Origin of the sequence: Sediminibacterium soli (assembly GCF_009939225.1) — a bacterium.
Classification (GTDB): Bacteria; Bacteroidota; Bacteroidia; order Chitinophagales; family Chitinophagaceae; genus Sediminibacterium; species Sediminibacterium soli.
Window position 1 is genome coordinate 607,782 of sequence record NZ_JAACJR010000008.1, and the last position, 15,155, is coordinate 622,936.

Annotated in this window: 12 protein-coding genes and 1 tRNA gene; 7 read left to right on the plus strand and 6 right to left on the minus strand. The window is 50.8% G+C overall.

Going from position 1 to position 15,155, the window contains the following annotated elements:
• The first annotated feature begins 141 nt into the window (after positions 1-141).
• On the plus strand, positions 142-1,413 hold the full coding sequence (mtaB, locus tag GWC94_RS09785; protein ID WP_161834850.1) for a tRNA (N(6)-L-threonylcarbamoyladenosine(37)-C(2))-methylthiotransferase MtaB: 1,272 nt from the start codon (positions 142-144) through the stop codon (positions 1,411-1,413).
• Between the two features lie 110 nt (positions 1,414-1,523).
• Here the strand turns inward: mtaB and GWC94_RS09790 are convergent, their stop codons facing one another.
• Together GWC94_RS09790 and GWC94_RS09795 are read right to left on the minus strand one after the other, a co-directional pair.
• On the minus strand, positions 1,524-2,027 hold the full coding sequence (locus GWC94_RS09790) for a UpxY family transcription antiterminator (RefSeq protein WP_161834851.1): 504 nt from the start codon (positions 2,025-2,027) through the stop codon (positions 1,524-1,526).
• 41 nt (positions 2,028-2,068) lie between these two features.
• Positions 2,069-4,216, minus strand: coding sequence for a carboxy terminal-processing peptidase (locus GWC94_RS09795; RefSeq protein ID WP_161834852.1), 2,148 nt, complete (start codon positions 4,214-4,216; stop codon positions 2,069-2,071).
• Positions 4,217-4,391: 175 nt separating this feature from the next.
• Here GWC94_RS09795 and GWC94_RS09800 point away from each other — a divergent pair.
• From GWC94_RS09800 to GWC94_RS09810, 3 genes are all read left to right on the plus strand, one after another.
• A tRNA-His gene (locus GWC94_RS09800) sits at positions 4,392-4,465 on the plus strand.
• A 57-nt stretch (positions 4,466-4,522) separates the two neighbouring features.
• Complete coding sequence (locus GWC94_RS09805; RefSeq protein WP_161834853.1) at positions 4,523-5,128, plus strand: DUF445 domain-containing protein; 606 nt, start codon at positions 4,523-4,525, stop codon at positions 5,126-5,128.
• A gap of 177 nt (positions 5,129-5,305) precedes the next feature.
• Complete coding sequence (locus GWC94_RS09810) at positions 5,306-8,011, plus strand: outer membrane beta-barrel family protein (protein ID WP_235918504.1); 2,706 nt, start codon at positions 5,306-5,308, stop codon at positions 8,009-8,011.
• Between the two features lie 145 nt (positions 8,012-8,156).
• On the opposite strand, the gene GWC94_RS09815 is transcribed toward GWC94_RS09810, so the two are convergent.
• From GWC94_RS09815 to GWC94_RS09825, 3 genes are all read right to left on the minus strand, one after another.
• Complete coding sequence (locus tag GWC94_RS09815) at positions 8,157-8,816, minus strand: protein-L-isoaspartate(D-aspartate) O-methyltransferase (RefSeq protein ID WP_161834854.1); 660 nt, start codon at positions 8,814-8,816, stop codon at positions 8,157-8,159.
• 121 nt (positions 8,817-8,937) lie between these two features.
• Entirely contained in the window at positions 8,938-10,665 is a 1,728-nt protein-coding gene (locus GWC94_RS09820) for a phospho-sugar mutase (RefSeq protein WP_161834855.1), read from the minus strand.
• A 47-nt stretch (positions 10,666-10,712) separates the two neighbouring features.
• Positions 10,713-11,213 carry a phosphoribosyltransferase family protein gene (locus tag GWC94_RS09825; RefSeq protein ID WP_161834856.1) on the minus strand — a complete coding sequence of 167 codons (501 nt, stop codon included), beginning with the start codon at positions 11,211-11,213 and terminating at the stop codon, positions 10,713-10,715.
• A 119-nt stretch (positions 11,214-11,332) separates the two neighbouring features.
• On the opposite strand from GWC94_RS09825, the gene GWC94_RS09830 reads away from it, so the two are divergent.
• Positions 11,333-12,637, plus strand: a complete 1,305-nt coding sequence (locus tag GWC94_RS09830) for a (Fe-S)-binding protein (protein ID WP_161834857.1) — start codon at positions 11,333-11,335, stop codon at positions 12,635-12,637.
• Positions 12,638-12,827: 190 nt separating this feature from the next.
• On the opposite strand, the gene GWC94_RS09835 is transcribed toward GWC94_RS09830, so the two are convergent.
• Positions 12,828-13,457: a LysE family transporter gene (locus tag GWC94_RS09835; RefSeq protein WP_161834858.1), complete on the minus strand. Its 630-nt coding sequence runs from the start codon at positions 13,455-13,457 to the stop codon at positions 12,828-12,830.
• A 294-nt stretch (positions 13,458-13,751) separates the two neighbouring features.
• Here GWC94_RS09835 and GWC94_RS09840 point away from each other — a divergent pair, with 294 nt between their 5' ends.
• Complete coding sequence (locus tag GWC94_RS09840; RefSeq protein WP_161834859.1) at positions 13,752-14,528, plus strand: (Fe-S)-binding protein; 777 nt, start codon at positions 13,752-13,754, stop codon at positions 14,526-14,528.
• A 60-nt stretch (positions 14,529-14,588) separates the two neighbouring features.
• A complete protein-coding gene (locus GWC94_RS09845) occupies positions 14,589-15,131 on the plus strand; it encodes a hypothetical protein (RefSeq protein WP_161834860.1) in 543 nt (180 codons plus the stop codon).
• Positions 15,132-15,155 lie beyond the last annotated feature (24 nt).

Below are 15,155 nucleotides of genomic sequence, written 5' to 3' on the forward strand. Positions count from 1 at the left end.
AGTTTGGGGTTGTTTGCGGTTAACGGGTGACACTCCATGGATAATACCTGTTTTGTTAACATTTCCTTAGCACCCGACCCCAAGCTGCAGACCACGGGCCATAGACTTAAGACTACAAACTTATCCTATCTTTGCGCCCCCATGCAAAAACGCACCGTTGCCTTTCATACCCTGGGCTGCAAGCTGAATTTTTCGGAGACTTCGACGCTCTCGCGCATGCTGGAGAACGAGGGATTTGAGAAAAAGGGGTTTGATGACCTGGCCGATGTGTACGTGATCAATACCTGTTCTGTTACCGATAATGCGGATAAGGAATGCCGCCAGCTGGTAAGGCGTATACAGCGCCGTTCGCCCGGCAGTTTTGTGGTGATCACGGGCTGCTATGCCCAGCTGAAGCCCCAGGAAATTGCTTCCATACCCGGGGTTGACCTGGTGCTCGGAGCCGCCGAGAAATTCAATATCGCGCGGCATATCGGCGAACTGTCCAAAGGCGATCCGGCGCGTATCTGCAGCTGCGATATCGAGGAAGTGAGCGGATTCAACGCTTCTTTTTCGCAAAACGACCGTACCCGTACTTTTTTGAAAGTGCAGGATGGCTGTGATTACAGCTGTACTTTCTGCACCATACCCATGGCCCGCGGCAAAAGCAGGAGCGACAGCGTGGCCAACGTGGTAAAACATGCTGCGAAACTGGCTGCCGATGGCGTAAAGGAGATCGTACTCACCGGCGTAAACCTCGGCGATTTTGGCAGGGGACCCGATGGTGACCTGCGCTACGAAGAAAATTTTTTCGACCTGGTAAAAGCTCTGGATAAAGTGGGAGGCATCGAGCGTTATCGCATATCGTCTATCGAACCCAACCTGCTTACCAACGAGATTATCGAATATGTGGCCAACAGCGATAAATTCATGCCGCATTTCCACATACCGTTACAGAGCGGCAGCAACCATATTCTCGGACTGATGCGCAGGCGTTACCGCAGGGAGCTGTATGCAGAACGTGTAGGTCTTATCAAGACCCTGATGCCGCATTGCGCCATCGGTGTGGATGTGATCGTAGGATTCCCGGGCGAGACCGAAGAGCATTTTACGGAAACATTCGATTTCCTGCATTCGCTGGATGTTTCGTACCTGCATGTATTCACCTACTCGGAAAGAGACCATACCCGGGCGCTCGATATCAAACCCGTGGTACCCGTTCCCGTCCGCAACGAACGCAATAAAACACTGCGCAATCTCTCCTATATGAAGATGCAGTACTTTACCGGTCAGCATGCGGGCCAGGAAAGAAAAGTGCTGTTCGAAGGACATGAAAAGAACGGCATGATGGAAGGCTATACCGACAACTACATCCGCATCAGCACTCCCTACCGCAAAGAATGGGAAAACCGGCTGGTTGAATGGAAGCTGTAGGAACAAAGGAGCAAGGAACGGATGATCGGAGAAGAGATAGTCGTGTGATTTTTTTATCCGATCATCTGTTCCTTGCTCCTTGCTCCTTGTTCATCTGTTCAACAGGTTTATCAGGCGGGGGAAAGATACTCTGAGCGGAATTCCACTACCATTACCTGGCCGAGACTTTCGAGTTTTACAAACACTTTCTTTTTACCGCCGCGCAGCACCGTTCCTTCGGTGCCCATGAATACACCGTGGTTTACACGGATCTTGGTGTCCTCGCGAAACCCTTCGGAGGAGATGACGGATATCTGGGCCTCTTTTTCGTTGAGGTAGTTTTTGATGAGGTTCACCTCTTCTTCCCGGATCACCGCGGGTTTGCCGATATAGTAAACGAAGTTCAGCACCCCGTCTGTCATCAGCACCCCAGTACGTTCGGTGTCGGCTATGTACACAAATACATAGGATTTAAAAAGCGGTTCTTCGATCACTTTTTTACGGTCGCTCCACTGGCGCTCGATCTTCTGCAGCGGGCACCAGCTTTCGATGCCTTTGTTTTTCAGCAGGCTGTCGATCTTTTTTTCCCAGCGGGGCTTGGTATAAACAGCATACCACTTTCTCTCAGGTTGCACAGGTTAGGGTTTGAGTGCCAAAACTAAGGGTATCCGTCCGATTAATTCAAAACCGTGGCCTCCTGCTGCACTTTTACCAGTTCATTCATCACTTTTACCGTTTCGTCGATATACCGGTCTGTTTTCAGCGCTTTCAGCCAGGCTTTGTACCGTTCGCCCTTGGCTTCATCGGGGTTATTGTAGAATTTATCCTTGTCAACCGCAATGGCATCCACGCTCATTTCCTTTTTCACTTTCAGCAGGGTATTGTCCTGTTCCACGGTTGCCGAGATCTTTTTCTGGCGTTCCCTGTATTTCTGGATATTCAGGCTGGCAGGCTGTTCGGCATTCTGCGAAAGCCATTTCAGGTTCGACTGCAGCCTGATAAACGTAGTATCGTTCTTGATTTTGTCCTGCTCTTTACGGATCACCTGGTCCATCAGGCTGTTGTTCTGCCATAACTGGTAATTCATTTTTGGTATTTCGTCCCAGGGCAGGGCGGTGGGATTGTCTTTTTCCCTCGCCTTGTAATATTCGTAAAAATCCGGAAGGATGATATCGGGCGTGATGCCTTTCAGCTGTGTGGAACCGCCGTTAACACGGTAGAATTTCTGGAAAGTGAGGGTCATCGCGCCCATATCGGTGCGGCTGCTGCCGATATCGTTGCGTACGCCGAAGGGCACCTGGCGCTGTACGGTTCCTTTTCCGTAGGTAGAGGTGCTGCCGATGATAACACCCCGCTTGTAATCCTGGATGGCGCCCGCAAATATCTCGCTTGCAGAAGCGCTGAACTCGTTCACCATTACCGCCAGCGGACCGTCGTACAGCACAGACTCGTCGTTATCTCTCCAGGTGTTCTGGTCTACTTTACCGTCTTTTTCCTTTACCTGCACCACCGGGCCGCTCTTGATGAACAGGCCCACCATTTTCACCACTTCAAACAGGGATCCGCCGCCGTTGTTTCGGATATCGATCACGATGCCCTTTACATTTTCGGCTTTCAGTTTCACCACTTCCTTTGCCACATCGTCTGCACAGCGGTGACCGTTTTCGTCGTCAAAATTGGCATAGAAATCGGGCAGGTAAATATAACCGATCTTGCTGCCGCCTTCGGTGATCACGGCGCTGCGTACATACACTTCGTCCTGCACCACTTTCTCGCGCATCATGGCAACCGTTTTGATCGATCCGTCCTGTTTCTTGAGGGTCAGCCTTACTTCGGTGCCTTTGTTGCCGCGTATGATCTTCACCGCATCGGTTACATCATACCCGGTAACATCCACCGGCTCGGCAGCTCCCTGCGCCACTTTGGTGATCACATCACCCGCTACGATATCCTTCGATTTCCAGGCTGCACCACCGGGTGTCACAGAGGCGATCTTGATGCCGTAATCGTCTTTGGCAAGTACGGCGCCGATACCATAGAACTCACCGCTCATACGCTCGTCAAACGCCCTTTTCTCAAGCGGCGGAAAGTAATCGGTATGCGGGTCCATCTGGTTGGTGATCACATTGATAAAACTGTTGAAGCGCTCATCTTCCTTATAGGTGCTCCTGATGCGGTCAAAAGTTTCGTTCATAATCTTCAGCACCCGGTTACGCGCGTCTTTCTCCAGCTGTGCATCGGTCTTTACCACATAGTCTTTCTTATTCTTATTTTTTTCGCGCTCATTCAGCAGGTCAACATAGCGCTCGAGCGTGTAGAGTTTTAATTTTTTCCTCCAGCGCTCCCTGCGCTCCTGGTTGGTGGTGGCAAAGCTGAGTTTGCTGCCATCCAGCTGCACTATCTCATCTTTGCTGAACTCGAAGGGTTTGGAGAGAATGTCTTTATAGATCGCGACTGATTCGGTGATACGCTGGTCATAAACCGGGTTCACAGCAGGCACAAACTGTATGGCTGCTCCGTGGATCTCATCATCAAGGGTAAGCTCGTATTTTTTCAGCTTGCTGATATCCGACTGAAGAAACAGGGTTTTGTCGCCGTCCAGGTCATCGAGGTATTTTTTGAAGACCTGCCTGGAAAAGCTGTCGTTGATGTCTTTCGGGCTGTAATGGAATTTTTCGAGGTACAGTCCCAGTTGTGCCAGCAGCCGCTGGCGCTGGGTCAGCGTAATATCAATATCGCCGTTCAAGCCCGTATAACGAAATGCAAAGAATAAGCCGCCAAATAAAATAACAGCCAACAGCAACAATCCTTTTCTGCTCTTCATAAATTGTATAAATTTTTGCATGGTATGCTCAAAAATAATTGAAAATGACGCTTGAAGCTCGCCAATTAACAAGCTTTTGATAAATGGTCATCCCCCTGTACCCATACAAAAAGAGTTCCAAAAAGGAATTTTCCATACACCTGATTTACCCTATTTTTGCGGTCCGGAAAAAACGGAGGACGTAGCTCAGTTGGTTAGAGCGACAGTTTGTGGCACTGTAGGTCGGGGGTTCGAAACCCCTCGTTCTCCCCCCGAAAATCGAAACCTACCCGCCTGAGCCGGGTAGGTTTTTAAATTTTATACCGAATGGCGTACAACTGGGTGCTGGTTCCCCTGATCTCCGCATGTATTGGCTGGCTGGCCAACCGGATGGCTGTCTGGCTGCTTTTTCATCCCCGTAAACCCATCATGATCTTTGGTTTTACCCTGCAGGGGATTTTCCCCGGGCGGCAGCAATCCCTTGCCGCAAAACTGGGCAGGCTGGTGGCCGATGAACTGTTTTCATTTGATGAGTTGGGAAAGAAGATCGCGGAACCCGGCAACGCGGCCGGAATCATACCGCAGGCGGAAGCACATATCGACCATTTCCTCAAGGTAAAACTGGCCGAAAAAATGCCCATGATCAGCATGTTCATCGGCGAAAAAACGATCGCGGAACTAAAGTCCGTGTTCATGACAGAATTACAGGAACTCTTCCCGGTTATTATGAGCGGTTATATAGCCAACCTGAAAGACCAGCTGGACCTGGAAAAGATCGTGAGAGAGAAGATAAACGGGTATTCTTCCGAGCAGCTGGAGCGCAGGCTCAACGAGACCCTGTCGCGCGAGTTGCGGCTGCTGCCGCTTGGCGGCGCCGTATTGGGTCTGTTGATCGGACTGATACAAGTGGCGGTGATGGGCATATGGTTCTGATTGACCGTTTCAAAACGCCGGTCACCGACTAAATACCTGTTTTTTACCTGTGCCATCCAACCTTTGCCCACTTATTCAACCATCTTACCGCTGGTGTATGGGGTGCGCAGAAGCATAACAAGGGTTCGCAACTTTGCATTTCGGGGAACAAGACTTTAATACAAGCAATAATATATCATGAGAAGACTATTGATTCTATCGTTACTGAGCCTGGCATTGTCGACGGGTTTTGCACAATTTCCGGGCGGCGGCAACCGTGGCGCGGGTGGCGGCCAGAATATGAACATGGGCCATTTTTACGGCAAAGTGGTAGACAAGAACAACAAAGGCGTTGAAGCCGTTACCGTGCAGCTGGCCGGTAAACGTTTTGATACCGCCGCCAAACAGTTGAAAGATGCCATTTTCGGCACCACCATTACCAAGGCGAATGGCGAGTTCAGCTTTGAAAACCTGCCGGTAATGGGCAATTTTACGCTGAAACTCAGCGCGCTGGGTTATAAAAACCTGGATAAACCGGTGAAATTCGATATCCGTATGCCACAGGGCGGTAATGCCGCGGGACAGGCCGGCGGTATGCAGAATGTGCTGAGCATGGTTGACAAAGACCTGGGCAATATCAAACTGGAGGAAGATGCCGCCAACCTGGGTAATGTAACCGTAACCGCCTCTGTGAAACCACAGTTTGAACTGGGTATAGACAGGAAGACCTTCAATGTTGACAAGAACCTGGTAAGCACCGGTCAGACGGCTACCGAGATCATGAAGAATATTCCTTCGCTGAATGTTGACATCGATGGCAACGTGACCATGCGCAATGCAGCGCCGCAGATCTTTATCGATGGCAGGCCCACTACGCTTACGCTTGACCAGATCCCTGCCGATATCATCGATAAGGTGGAGCTGATCAGCAACCCCTCGGCCAAATACGATGCATCCGGCGGTAATGCGGGCATACTCAACATCGTTCTGAAAAAGAATAAAAAGACCGGCTATAACGGCGGACTGCGCACCGGTATCGACTCACGCGGTAAAGTAAACCTTGGCGGCGACCTGAACCTGCGTCAGAATAAGATCAACTTTTCACTGAACGGTAATTTCAACGAACGCAAATCCATTTCTTCGGGTATCACCGACCGCAATACAAGGGCGATCGGCAGCGTACCCCCCAACTCTGTACACAATGTGACCGACGGTATCAATACCGGCAATTTTGCCTTCGTACGCGGCGGTATCGATTATTTTGTTGACAACAGGAATACATTTTCGATTGCAGCCAATTATGTAAGGGGTACGTTCAACAACGACCAGACACAGCGGGTGGATTCCACGATCAACGGAATCTATACCTCTTATAACAACATCAGCCAGCTGAGCAACGCCAATTTCAGGAATTTTGGTTCGCAGCTGAGCTACAAACACAATTTTGCCAAGAACGGTCACGATCTTACTGCCGATATCAATTACAACTCCAGCAGGAATGAGAACCTGAACAATATCAATACGCAGACTTATTTCCCGAACAATACTGCAAAGGGTCTTGCCTTTATGCAGCAGACTATGGGTAATGGTTCTAACAATTTCCTGACGGTACAATCGGATTACGAGAACCCCATCAGCGACGACACCAAGTTCGAAGCGGGTGTGAGAGGCGCTATCCGTAATTTTTCCAATCTCAGCGACCAGTACCGTTACGACCACGGAACGGGTAAATATGTACTGGTGCCTCTGATCAGCAACAAATACAAATTCAACGACCAGGTTTACGCTGCCTATGCTACCTATACGTTCAAGACCGGCAACTGGAACTTCCAGCTGGGTCTGCGTGCGGAAAGCTCCAAGTACACGGGCAACCTGCTTACACAGCAAGGCACCGATTCAGCCAAATTTGATGTAAAGTACCCGCTGAGTCTGTTCCCGAGCGCGTTCCTGACCTATAAAATCGACGACAAACAGGATTTTCAGTTCAACTATTCACGTCGCGTGAACCGTCCGAACTTCTTCCAGCTGATGCCGTTCCCGGATTATTCCGATCCGCAGAACATCAATATCGGCAATGCGGGACTGAAGCCCGAGTTCACCAATTCGTTCGAGGTGTCGTATAACAATGCGTATACACGCGGCGCCAATTTCCTCGCGAGCCTGTTCTTCAAACACAATACCGACCTGATCACGCGCTTTACCTATATCGATACCAACCGGCTGTCTTCTGGTAAAGAGCTGGCCAACTTCAATACCTATATCAATGCAAACAGCAGCTATGTGACCGGTCTGGAACTCACCAACCGCATGACGGTTATAAAATGGTGGGACCTTACCGCCAATGTGAACATCTTCTATTCCAAGATAAACGCATATGCACCTGCCACCGCTACCACGCCAGCGCAAACACTGAGCAACGACCTGGTAAGCTGGTTTGCGAAAATGAACAACACATTCAAAGTTGCCAAAGGCTGGTCTGTGCAGTTCAGCGGCGATTACCAGGCCAAAAGCATCCTGCCTCCCGGTACGGGTGGCGGCGGTGGTGGTCGCGGCGGTGGCGGCGGCGGTATGATGTTTGGCGGCGGACCGTCTTCTACCTCGCAGGGTTTCAACTACCCGCGTATCGGATTTGATCTTGCCCTGCGCAAAGACTGGACATGGAAAAACGGCCAGAGCGGATCGCTTACACTCAGCATGAACGATATCTTCCGCTCACAGGTGTTCAAGAGCTATTCTGAAAGCGCCTACTTTACACAGATCAGCGAAAGAAGAAGGGACCAGCAGGTATTGCGTCTGAACTTCAGCTATCGTTTCGGCAAATTCGATGCAACGCTCTTCAAACGAAAGAACACCAAGGCCGACCAGAGCGGCGGACAGGATATGATGGGGAATATGAACCAGTAGCGTGAGACGTGAATTGTGAGACGTCAGACGTGAAACCTGAGAGAAGAATATAAAAGATAAGATCGTAAGATGGAGGATTTGAGGATTGGGCCGCCCGGGATGACCGGGCGGTTTTTTTGCGGTTATGATTGATCCGGGTGGGGTGTTATTTGTTCCTTCCGGTGAGCATGGGTACGAATGAGAACATATCAAACGCCTCTTCGGTGGCGCTGCCATCGGGTTGTTTGGTGAGCCGGAGCATGCGTTGCATATCGCCTTCGCCAACAGGAATGACCATCTGCCCGCCGGTTTTGAGTTGCTGCACCAGTTTGGGCGGAATGAAAGGCGCGGCCGCGGTGATAATCACTTTGTCGAAGGGCCCATAGGTAGGAAGTCCTTCGAAACCGTCTCCATAAAAGAATTTGATATTGGGATACCTGCTTTTGAAGTGATAGCTTTTCTGCTGGTGATCGTATAGTTTTTTCTGGCGTTCGATGGTGTATACCCATGCGCCCATTTCGGCCAGCACGGTTGCCTGGTATACGCTGCCGGTGCCGATCTCAAGCACTTTATCCAGCCGCTTTACCTGTAATAACTGCGTCTGGTACGCCACCGTATAAGGCTGTGAAATAGTCTGTCCCTCCCCGATCGGGAAGGCCCGGTCTTCGTAAGCGATCTTGTCAAAAGCGGAATCGAGAAAATAATGCCGCGGAATATTGTTCATGGCCTCCAATACACTTTCATCCGTAATGCCTTTTTCGCGCAAAACATCGATCAGTTTTTTACGCAGGCCTTTGTGCTGGTAACTGTCCTCATACTTTCTCATAAGCAGGACGAATATAGTATACGGGGAGTTGCGCCATGGCGGTGTGAATAGAAAAAAACTGCCGTCTTTTTTTAACACAACACCGGCAGCCACCTGCCGGGATGTGGTATTCGGCAGCTGCCTATTTCAGCTTCATATCCTCGATAATATCCGCAATCTTTTTTTCCAGCGATGCATAGACCCTGTCAAAATCCTCTTTCCTGTCCAGTTTTGCATTCACACTGAAATAGAATTTGATCTTGGGTTCGGTACCCGAGGGACGGGCCGATATCTTGGAGCCGTCTTCGGTGATGAACTGTAATACATTGCTCTTGGGCAGTTCGATATGCCAGGTTTCGCCTGTTACCAGGTTCCTGCCCTTTTGCAGCTGGTAATCCAGCAGCTGCACCACTTTTGACCCGGCTATGGAAGCAGGCGGCTGGCTGCGGTAGCCTTCCATCATGGCAGCGATCTCTTTCTGGCCGTTCATGCCTTTTTTGGTGAGGCTGATCAGGTTCTCGTAGTAAAAACCGTACGCGATATACAGCTCGATCATTTTATCGAAGAGGGTGCGGCCTTTGTCTTTTTCGTAAGCGGCCATTTCACAGAGCAGGGCCACGGCGCTTACCGCATCCTTATCGCGTATCTGGCTTCCGATCATCAGTCCGAAACTCTCCTCCCCTCCCACCACGTAATTCATTTTCCCCTCGAGCTCTTTGATCTTTTCCGCTATCCATTTAAAACCGGTGAGCACATTGTAACAGGCAACGCCGTTTTTCTCCGCAACCCGGTTGATCATTTCGGTAGTAACGATGGTGGTGATGACCATATCGTTGGGCTGTGCGATACCTTTTGCCTTACGCGCTTCCATCATATAGCTGAAAGCAAGCACGGCCGTCTGGTTGCCGTTCATCAGCACCCATTCTCCTTTGTGATTTTTGACACCGATGCCCACGCGGTCTGCATCGGGATCCGTTCCCAGCAGGATGTTTGCGTCGAGCGCTTTTGCCTTTGCCAGGCCGATGCTCATGGTCTCGCTTTCTTCGGGATTGGGATAACCCACCGTGGGGAAATTACCGTCGGGCACGGCCTGTTCTTCCACGATATGCAGGTTGGTAAATCCAAAACGTTTCAATACCTCGGGCACCAGTTTGATACCGCTGCCGTGAATAGGCGTATATACGATCTTCAGGTCTTTCTGTTTCTCGATCACATCAGGATATACGCTGAGGCCTTTCACCATATCCATATAGGCCTCGTCCATTTCCCTGCCGATGAGGGTGATATTGTTTTCGCCACCGCTGAATTTCACTTCGTTCACATCCCTGATCGCTTCCACTTCGCTGATCACATTGCCATCGTGCGGCGGTACCAGCTGCCCACCGTCGTTCCAGTAGGCTTTGTAACCATTGTATTCTTTGGGATTATGGGAAGCCGTGCATACCACACCCGCCTGGCAGCCCAGTGTACGGATGGCAAAACTCAGTTCCGGCGTGGGCCGGAGCGAATCAAACAAGAACACTTTGATGCCATTGGCGCCAAAAACATTGGCCGTGGTTTCTGCAAAGAAGCGGCTGTTGTTACGGCTGTCGTGTGCGATCGCCACTTTGATCTCTGCATTGCCATAGGTTTTGCGGAGATAATGGGCAAAGCCCTGCGTGGCCATTCCCACCGTGTATTTGTTCATCCGGTTGGTGCCCACGCCCATGATGCCACGCAGTCCGCCGGTACCGAACTCGAGGTTCCGGTAAAAAGAATCCGCCAGTTCATCGGGTTTGTCCTGTTGCAGTTGCCGGATGGCGTCCTTGGTAGCCTGGTCATAATTACCCTGCAGCCATATATCTATGTTTTTCTGTATCGCAGCTTCCATTGTATCAGTGTTTTCAGCAAGTTAAGGATAAGTGAGAAAAATACGGGCTATGCAATATAGGCGCCCGTTACTTCGCCGTTGTCCACTTCCACCTGGATATGGTCCTGTAAGGTAGTGGCCATGGACAGCCCCACATGATCGGGTTTTACGGGAAATAATTTATGCATCCGCTCCACCAGAACAAGCGTACGGATGGTGCGCGGGTGGTACTGCAGCAGGGGTTTCAGTGCATAAAGCAGCGTTTTGCCGCTGTTGGATACATCATCCGCCACCACTACATGCAGACCGTCGAAGTTCATAGCGCTGCTCAGCTCTACGTTCACCGGGTGCGTTTTATCGAGTGCGGCCGATATCACATCGATGCGGTTGGGAATATGTTCCTGCAGAAATTTACCCACTTTTTCCGCGATCACGGTTCCGCTGTTCCTGATACCGATGATCACTACGGGCGCATCATCTCCGCTGAGCTCTTCGGCAAGTTCGAGTGCAAGCCGTTTCAGTTTGTGTATCGCCTCTTCTTTGCTGAGTATGTAATTCCTGTTGGCCATATGGATGGGTTACCCTCCAAAATAACGACAATAATTTGGCATTGACACAGGTGCGCAAGGGTGCGGGCCTGTTTTTCAAGCTGCCCAAAACCATTACCTTAGCGCTCAAACACGGTGTTATGCAATATGTACAGCAGCTGATTTTTCTGGCGCTTTCCGCAACTGCCGTATGGCTGTTTGCCGGTAAAGTAAAAGAGATACGCCGGAACATCCTGCTGGGCAAAAAAGAAGCGCTGAACGATCAGCCCGGCAAACGCTGGAGAAACCTGTTACTGCTTGCCTTCGGCCAGAAAAAAATGTTCCGCAACCCGCTTGTGGCCGTGTTGCATTTTGTGGTCTATGCCGGTTTTATCATCATCAATATCGAAGTGCTGGAGATCGTGCTCGACGGGTTACTGGGTACCCACCGGTTATTTGCCGCGCCGCTGGGTATGCTGTATACCTGGCTGATCAACGCCTTTGAATGGCTGGCGGTGGGTGTGGTGATTGCCTGCGCCGTTTTCCTGGTGCGCAGGAATATCCTGAAACTGAAAAGATTCATCAACAAAGACCTCAATGGCTGGCCCAGAAGCGATGCCAACTACATTCTTCTGACCGAGATCGCACTGATGTCACTGTTTCTTACCATGAATGCCGCCGACCAGGCGCTGCAGTCCAGGGGCAGCGAACACTATACCGCCACGGGCGGGTTTTATTTTTCGGGGCTGCTGTCTCCCCTGTTCGCGGGATTCAGCGATACCTCGCTGGTGGCCCTGGAGCGAACCTGCTGGTGGCTGCATATCACCGGTATTTATGCATTCCTGAACTACCTGCCTTATTCCAAGCACCTGCATATCATACTCGCATTTCCCAACGCGTATTTTGCAAGACTGGAGCCCGCCGGCAGGATGAAGAATATGCCCGAGGTGCAGAAAGAAGTGCTGTATGCGATGCAGCCCGAGACCGCACCCGCCGATGCCGTGCCACCTGCACATTTTGGCGCCAAAGATGTTTTTGAATTAAGCTGGAAAAGCCTGATGGACGCTTACAGCTGCACCGAATGCGGCAGATGCACGGCTGCCTGTCCCGCCAATATCACCGGTAAAAAACTCAGCCCCCGTAAGATCATGATGGCTACCCGCGACAGGATGGAGGATATCGGCCGGAATATCAAAGCCAACGGGTCGTTCACCGCCGACAGCAAAACCCTGCTGCACGACTATATCACCGTTGAAGAACTGCGTGCCTGCACTACCTGCAATGCCTGTGTAACCGAATGCCCGGTGAGTATTTCTCCCCTGGAGATCATACTCGAACTGCGCCGCTCGCTGATCATGGAAGAAAGCAACGCCCCGCAGGAATGGAACAGCACCTTCAGCAATATCGAAAACAATTTCGCCCCCTGGAAATTCTCGCCGGATGAGCGGGACGCATGGAATCGGTGATGGGAACAGAGGGAAGGGAACGGAGGAACAAGGAACAGAAGAGCAAGGAACAGCAGAAGAGCAAGGAGCAGGGAATATTGAATATCGAACAAGGAATGTCGAATATCGATCGGACCAGTGCCAGGATCGTTTCGGCTTTGATTTTTTACCCTCATGTCTCACGTCTGACGTCTCACGATAACTCACGTTCCTAAATCCAGGGTCTGAACAACATTCTCCACAGCTGTATCAGTGCGGTGACCAGGAAAATGATGCCCATCACTTTATTGAGTGTTTGGGTGCTGGTGTTCATTTTTGAGACCAGCCAGTTACCGCCGTACATGTACACAGCCAGTCCGCCGATCGTACCGGCGCCGGCGCCGATGGTGAACAGGCTGTAGGAAAAATCGTCAACCGGTAATAATTTGGTCTGGATAAATGTGGAGGTCCAGAGAAACCAGAACGGTATCTGCACCGGGTTCAGCGCACTCATCATCAGTCCCAGTGCAAACCTGTTAACCGTATTGTTCAATACCAGCGCTTTTTTACCGCCGGTCTGCTTCCTGGCTGCAACAAACGAAAGAATACCCAGTACCAGGAACATCACCACAGTAACCCATCCCAGCGCCACAAACCATAGCCGGTGACGCACGATCCAGTCCATTCCCGTCAGCGCCAGCCGCAGGTACAGCATTTCCACGATGGCCACACCGATCGAAAACCGCCAGGCGCTTCTGAGTCCTTCCTGCAGACATACCTGGGTGGCGGTAAAACTCATGTTTCCCAACGGCAACTGCCCGAGAAAACTAACAAAAAAGCCTAAAAAAACGAGGTAGACCATGGGAATGATGAACAGATGAACAAGGAATATCGAATGTCGAAGTAAAGGAAATGTTGGGAAATGGGGAGATTGGGGGCGTCAGACCTGAGACGTGGGTTACCGTGCGTTGGTGTGAGTCCGTGTGGGGGCTGGGGGACTGCCGCCGATCGACATTCGACATTCCTTGTTCAATATTCGATATTCCCTGTTCTTCTGTTCTGCTGTTCCTTGTTCATCTGTTCCTTGTTCCCTATTCCTTGCTCACCTGTTCAATATTCCCCTGTCTGTTCTATTTTTGCTGCTTATAAAGCTTCTATGGCAAGATCAATGGCTGAATTGGCAATGCGTGGGGAGACTCCGGAAATATTGTTCTGGGTGGGTTGTTCGGGCAGTTTTGACCAGCGGGCGCAAAAGATCACCAAGGCGTTTGCCACTATACTGGACAAAGTGGGCATCGATTACGCGATCCTTGGCAAGGAAGAAGCCTGTACCGGCGATCCTGCCAGGCGGGCCGGTAATGAATTCCTGTTCCAGATGATGGCCCACCAGAATATCCAGGTTCTGAACGGCTATGGCATCAAAAAGATCGTGACAGCCTGTCCGCACTGTTTCAACATACTGAAAAACGAATACCCGGAACTTGGCGGCAACTATGAAGTGATCCACCACACCGTACTGCTGCAGCAGCTGATCGATGAGGGAAAGATCCGCCTCAACGAATCAGGCAGCTTCAAAGGCAAAAAGATCGTATACCACGACAGCTGCTACCTTGGCCGCGCCAACGATGTTTACGAAGCGCCGCGAAAAGTACTCGAAGCACTCGACTCCGAACTGGTGGAAATGAAACGCTGCCGGAGCAAGGGGCTCTGCTGCGGCGCAGGCGGCGCGCAGATGTTCAAGGAAGATGAACCCGGCGACAAACGCATCAACATAGAACGCACCGACGAAGCACTGACAACAGGCGCTTCGGTTATTGCTTCTGCCTGTCCCTTCTGCAATACCATGATCACCGACGGCGTTAAAAACCGCGAAAAAGAATCCGAAGTAGGCGTACTGGATATTGCGGAAATGGTGGCGATGAGCATGGTCTGAGAAACGCATAGAAAAGAACCACCAACTGTAACCACAACTTATCATGAATAATTTTACCCCATGGATTTTGAATACCGGCATTTGATCCCCGAAGATTTTGATGGCAGTTCGCGTGTGTGGATCTACCAGAGCAACCGCCTGTTCTTTATCAGCGAAGCCTTACAGATTGAGGCTATGCTGCAGGAGTTTGTACAGGACTGGAACAGCCATGGCACGCCCGTTAAAGGATATGCCAACCTCCTGTTTGGCCAGTTTGTGGTGCTGATGGCTGATGAGACCGCCACCGGTGTCAGCGGCTGCAGTACGGACAGCTCGGTGAGACTGATCAAACAGATGGAGGAAACTTTCCAGGTGGATATGTTCAACCGGCAGAACCTGGCATTCCTGGTGAAAGATAAAATACAGACCCTTCCCTACGCACAACTGCTGTATGGTTTTGAGAATGGGTTTATCAATGAGGATACCGTCTATTTCAATAACCTTGCAGCAACCAAAGATGCCCTGCTTACCGAATGGATGGTACCGGTGAAAAACAGCTGGCTGATGCAGCGGCTTCCCAAAAAACCGCATGCGGGTGCAGGTGAAGACGGCACCGCCGTTTAAGCATCACAGTCAGTTGCCGGCGGA

What these genes read in the sequence shown, in the direction of transcription:
- mtaB (WP_161834850.1), top strand. Translation starts at nt 142, where the DNA reads ATGCAAAAACGCACCGTTGCCTTTCATACCCTGGGCTGCAAGCTGAAT.
- GWC94_RS09795 (WP_161834852.1), bottom strand. Translation starts at nt 4,216, where the DNA reads ATGAAGAGCAGAAAAGGATTGTTGCTGTTGGCTGTTATTTTATTTGGC.
- GWC94_RS09805 (WP_161834853.1), top strand. Translation starts at nt 4,523, where the DNA reads ATGGCGTACAACTGGGTGCTGGTTCCCCTGATCTCCGCATGTATTGGC.
- GWC94_RS09810 (WP_235918504.1), top strand. Translation starts at nt 5,306, where the DNA reads ATGAGAAGACTATTGATTCTATCGTTACTGAGCCTGGCATTGTCGACG.
- GWC94_RS09815 (WP_161834854.1), bottom strand. Translation starts at nt 8,816, where the DNA reads ATGAGAAAGTATGAGGACAGTTACCAGCACAAAGGCCTGCGTAAAAAA.
- GWC94_RS09820 (WP_161834855.1), bottom strand. Translation starts at nt 10,665, where the DNA reads ATGGAAGCTGCGATACAGAAAAACATAGATATATGGCTGCAGGGTAAT.
- GWC94_RS09825 (WP_161834856.1), bottom strand. Translation starts at nt 11,213, where the DNA reads ATGGCCAACAGGAATTACATACTCAGCAAAGAAGAGGCGATACACAAA.
- GWC94_RS09830 (WP_161834857.1), top strand. Translation starts at nt 11,333, where the DNA reads ATGCAATATGTACAGCAGCTGATTTTTCTGGCGCTTTCCGCAACTGCC.
- GWC94_RS09835 (WP_161834858.1), bottom strand. Translation starts at nt 13,457, where the DNA reads ATGGTCTACCTCGTTTTTTTAGGCTTTTTTGTTAGTTTTCTCGGGCAG.
- GWC94_RS09840 (WP_161834859.1), top strand. Translation starts at nt 13,752, where the DNA reads ATGGCAAGATCAATGGCTGAATTGGCAATGCGTGGGGAGACTCCGGAA.
- GWC94_RS09845 (WP_161834860.1), top strand. Translation starts at nt 14,589, where the DNA reads ATGGATTTTGAATACCGGCATTTGATCCCCGAAGATTTTGATGGCAGT.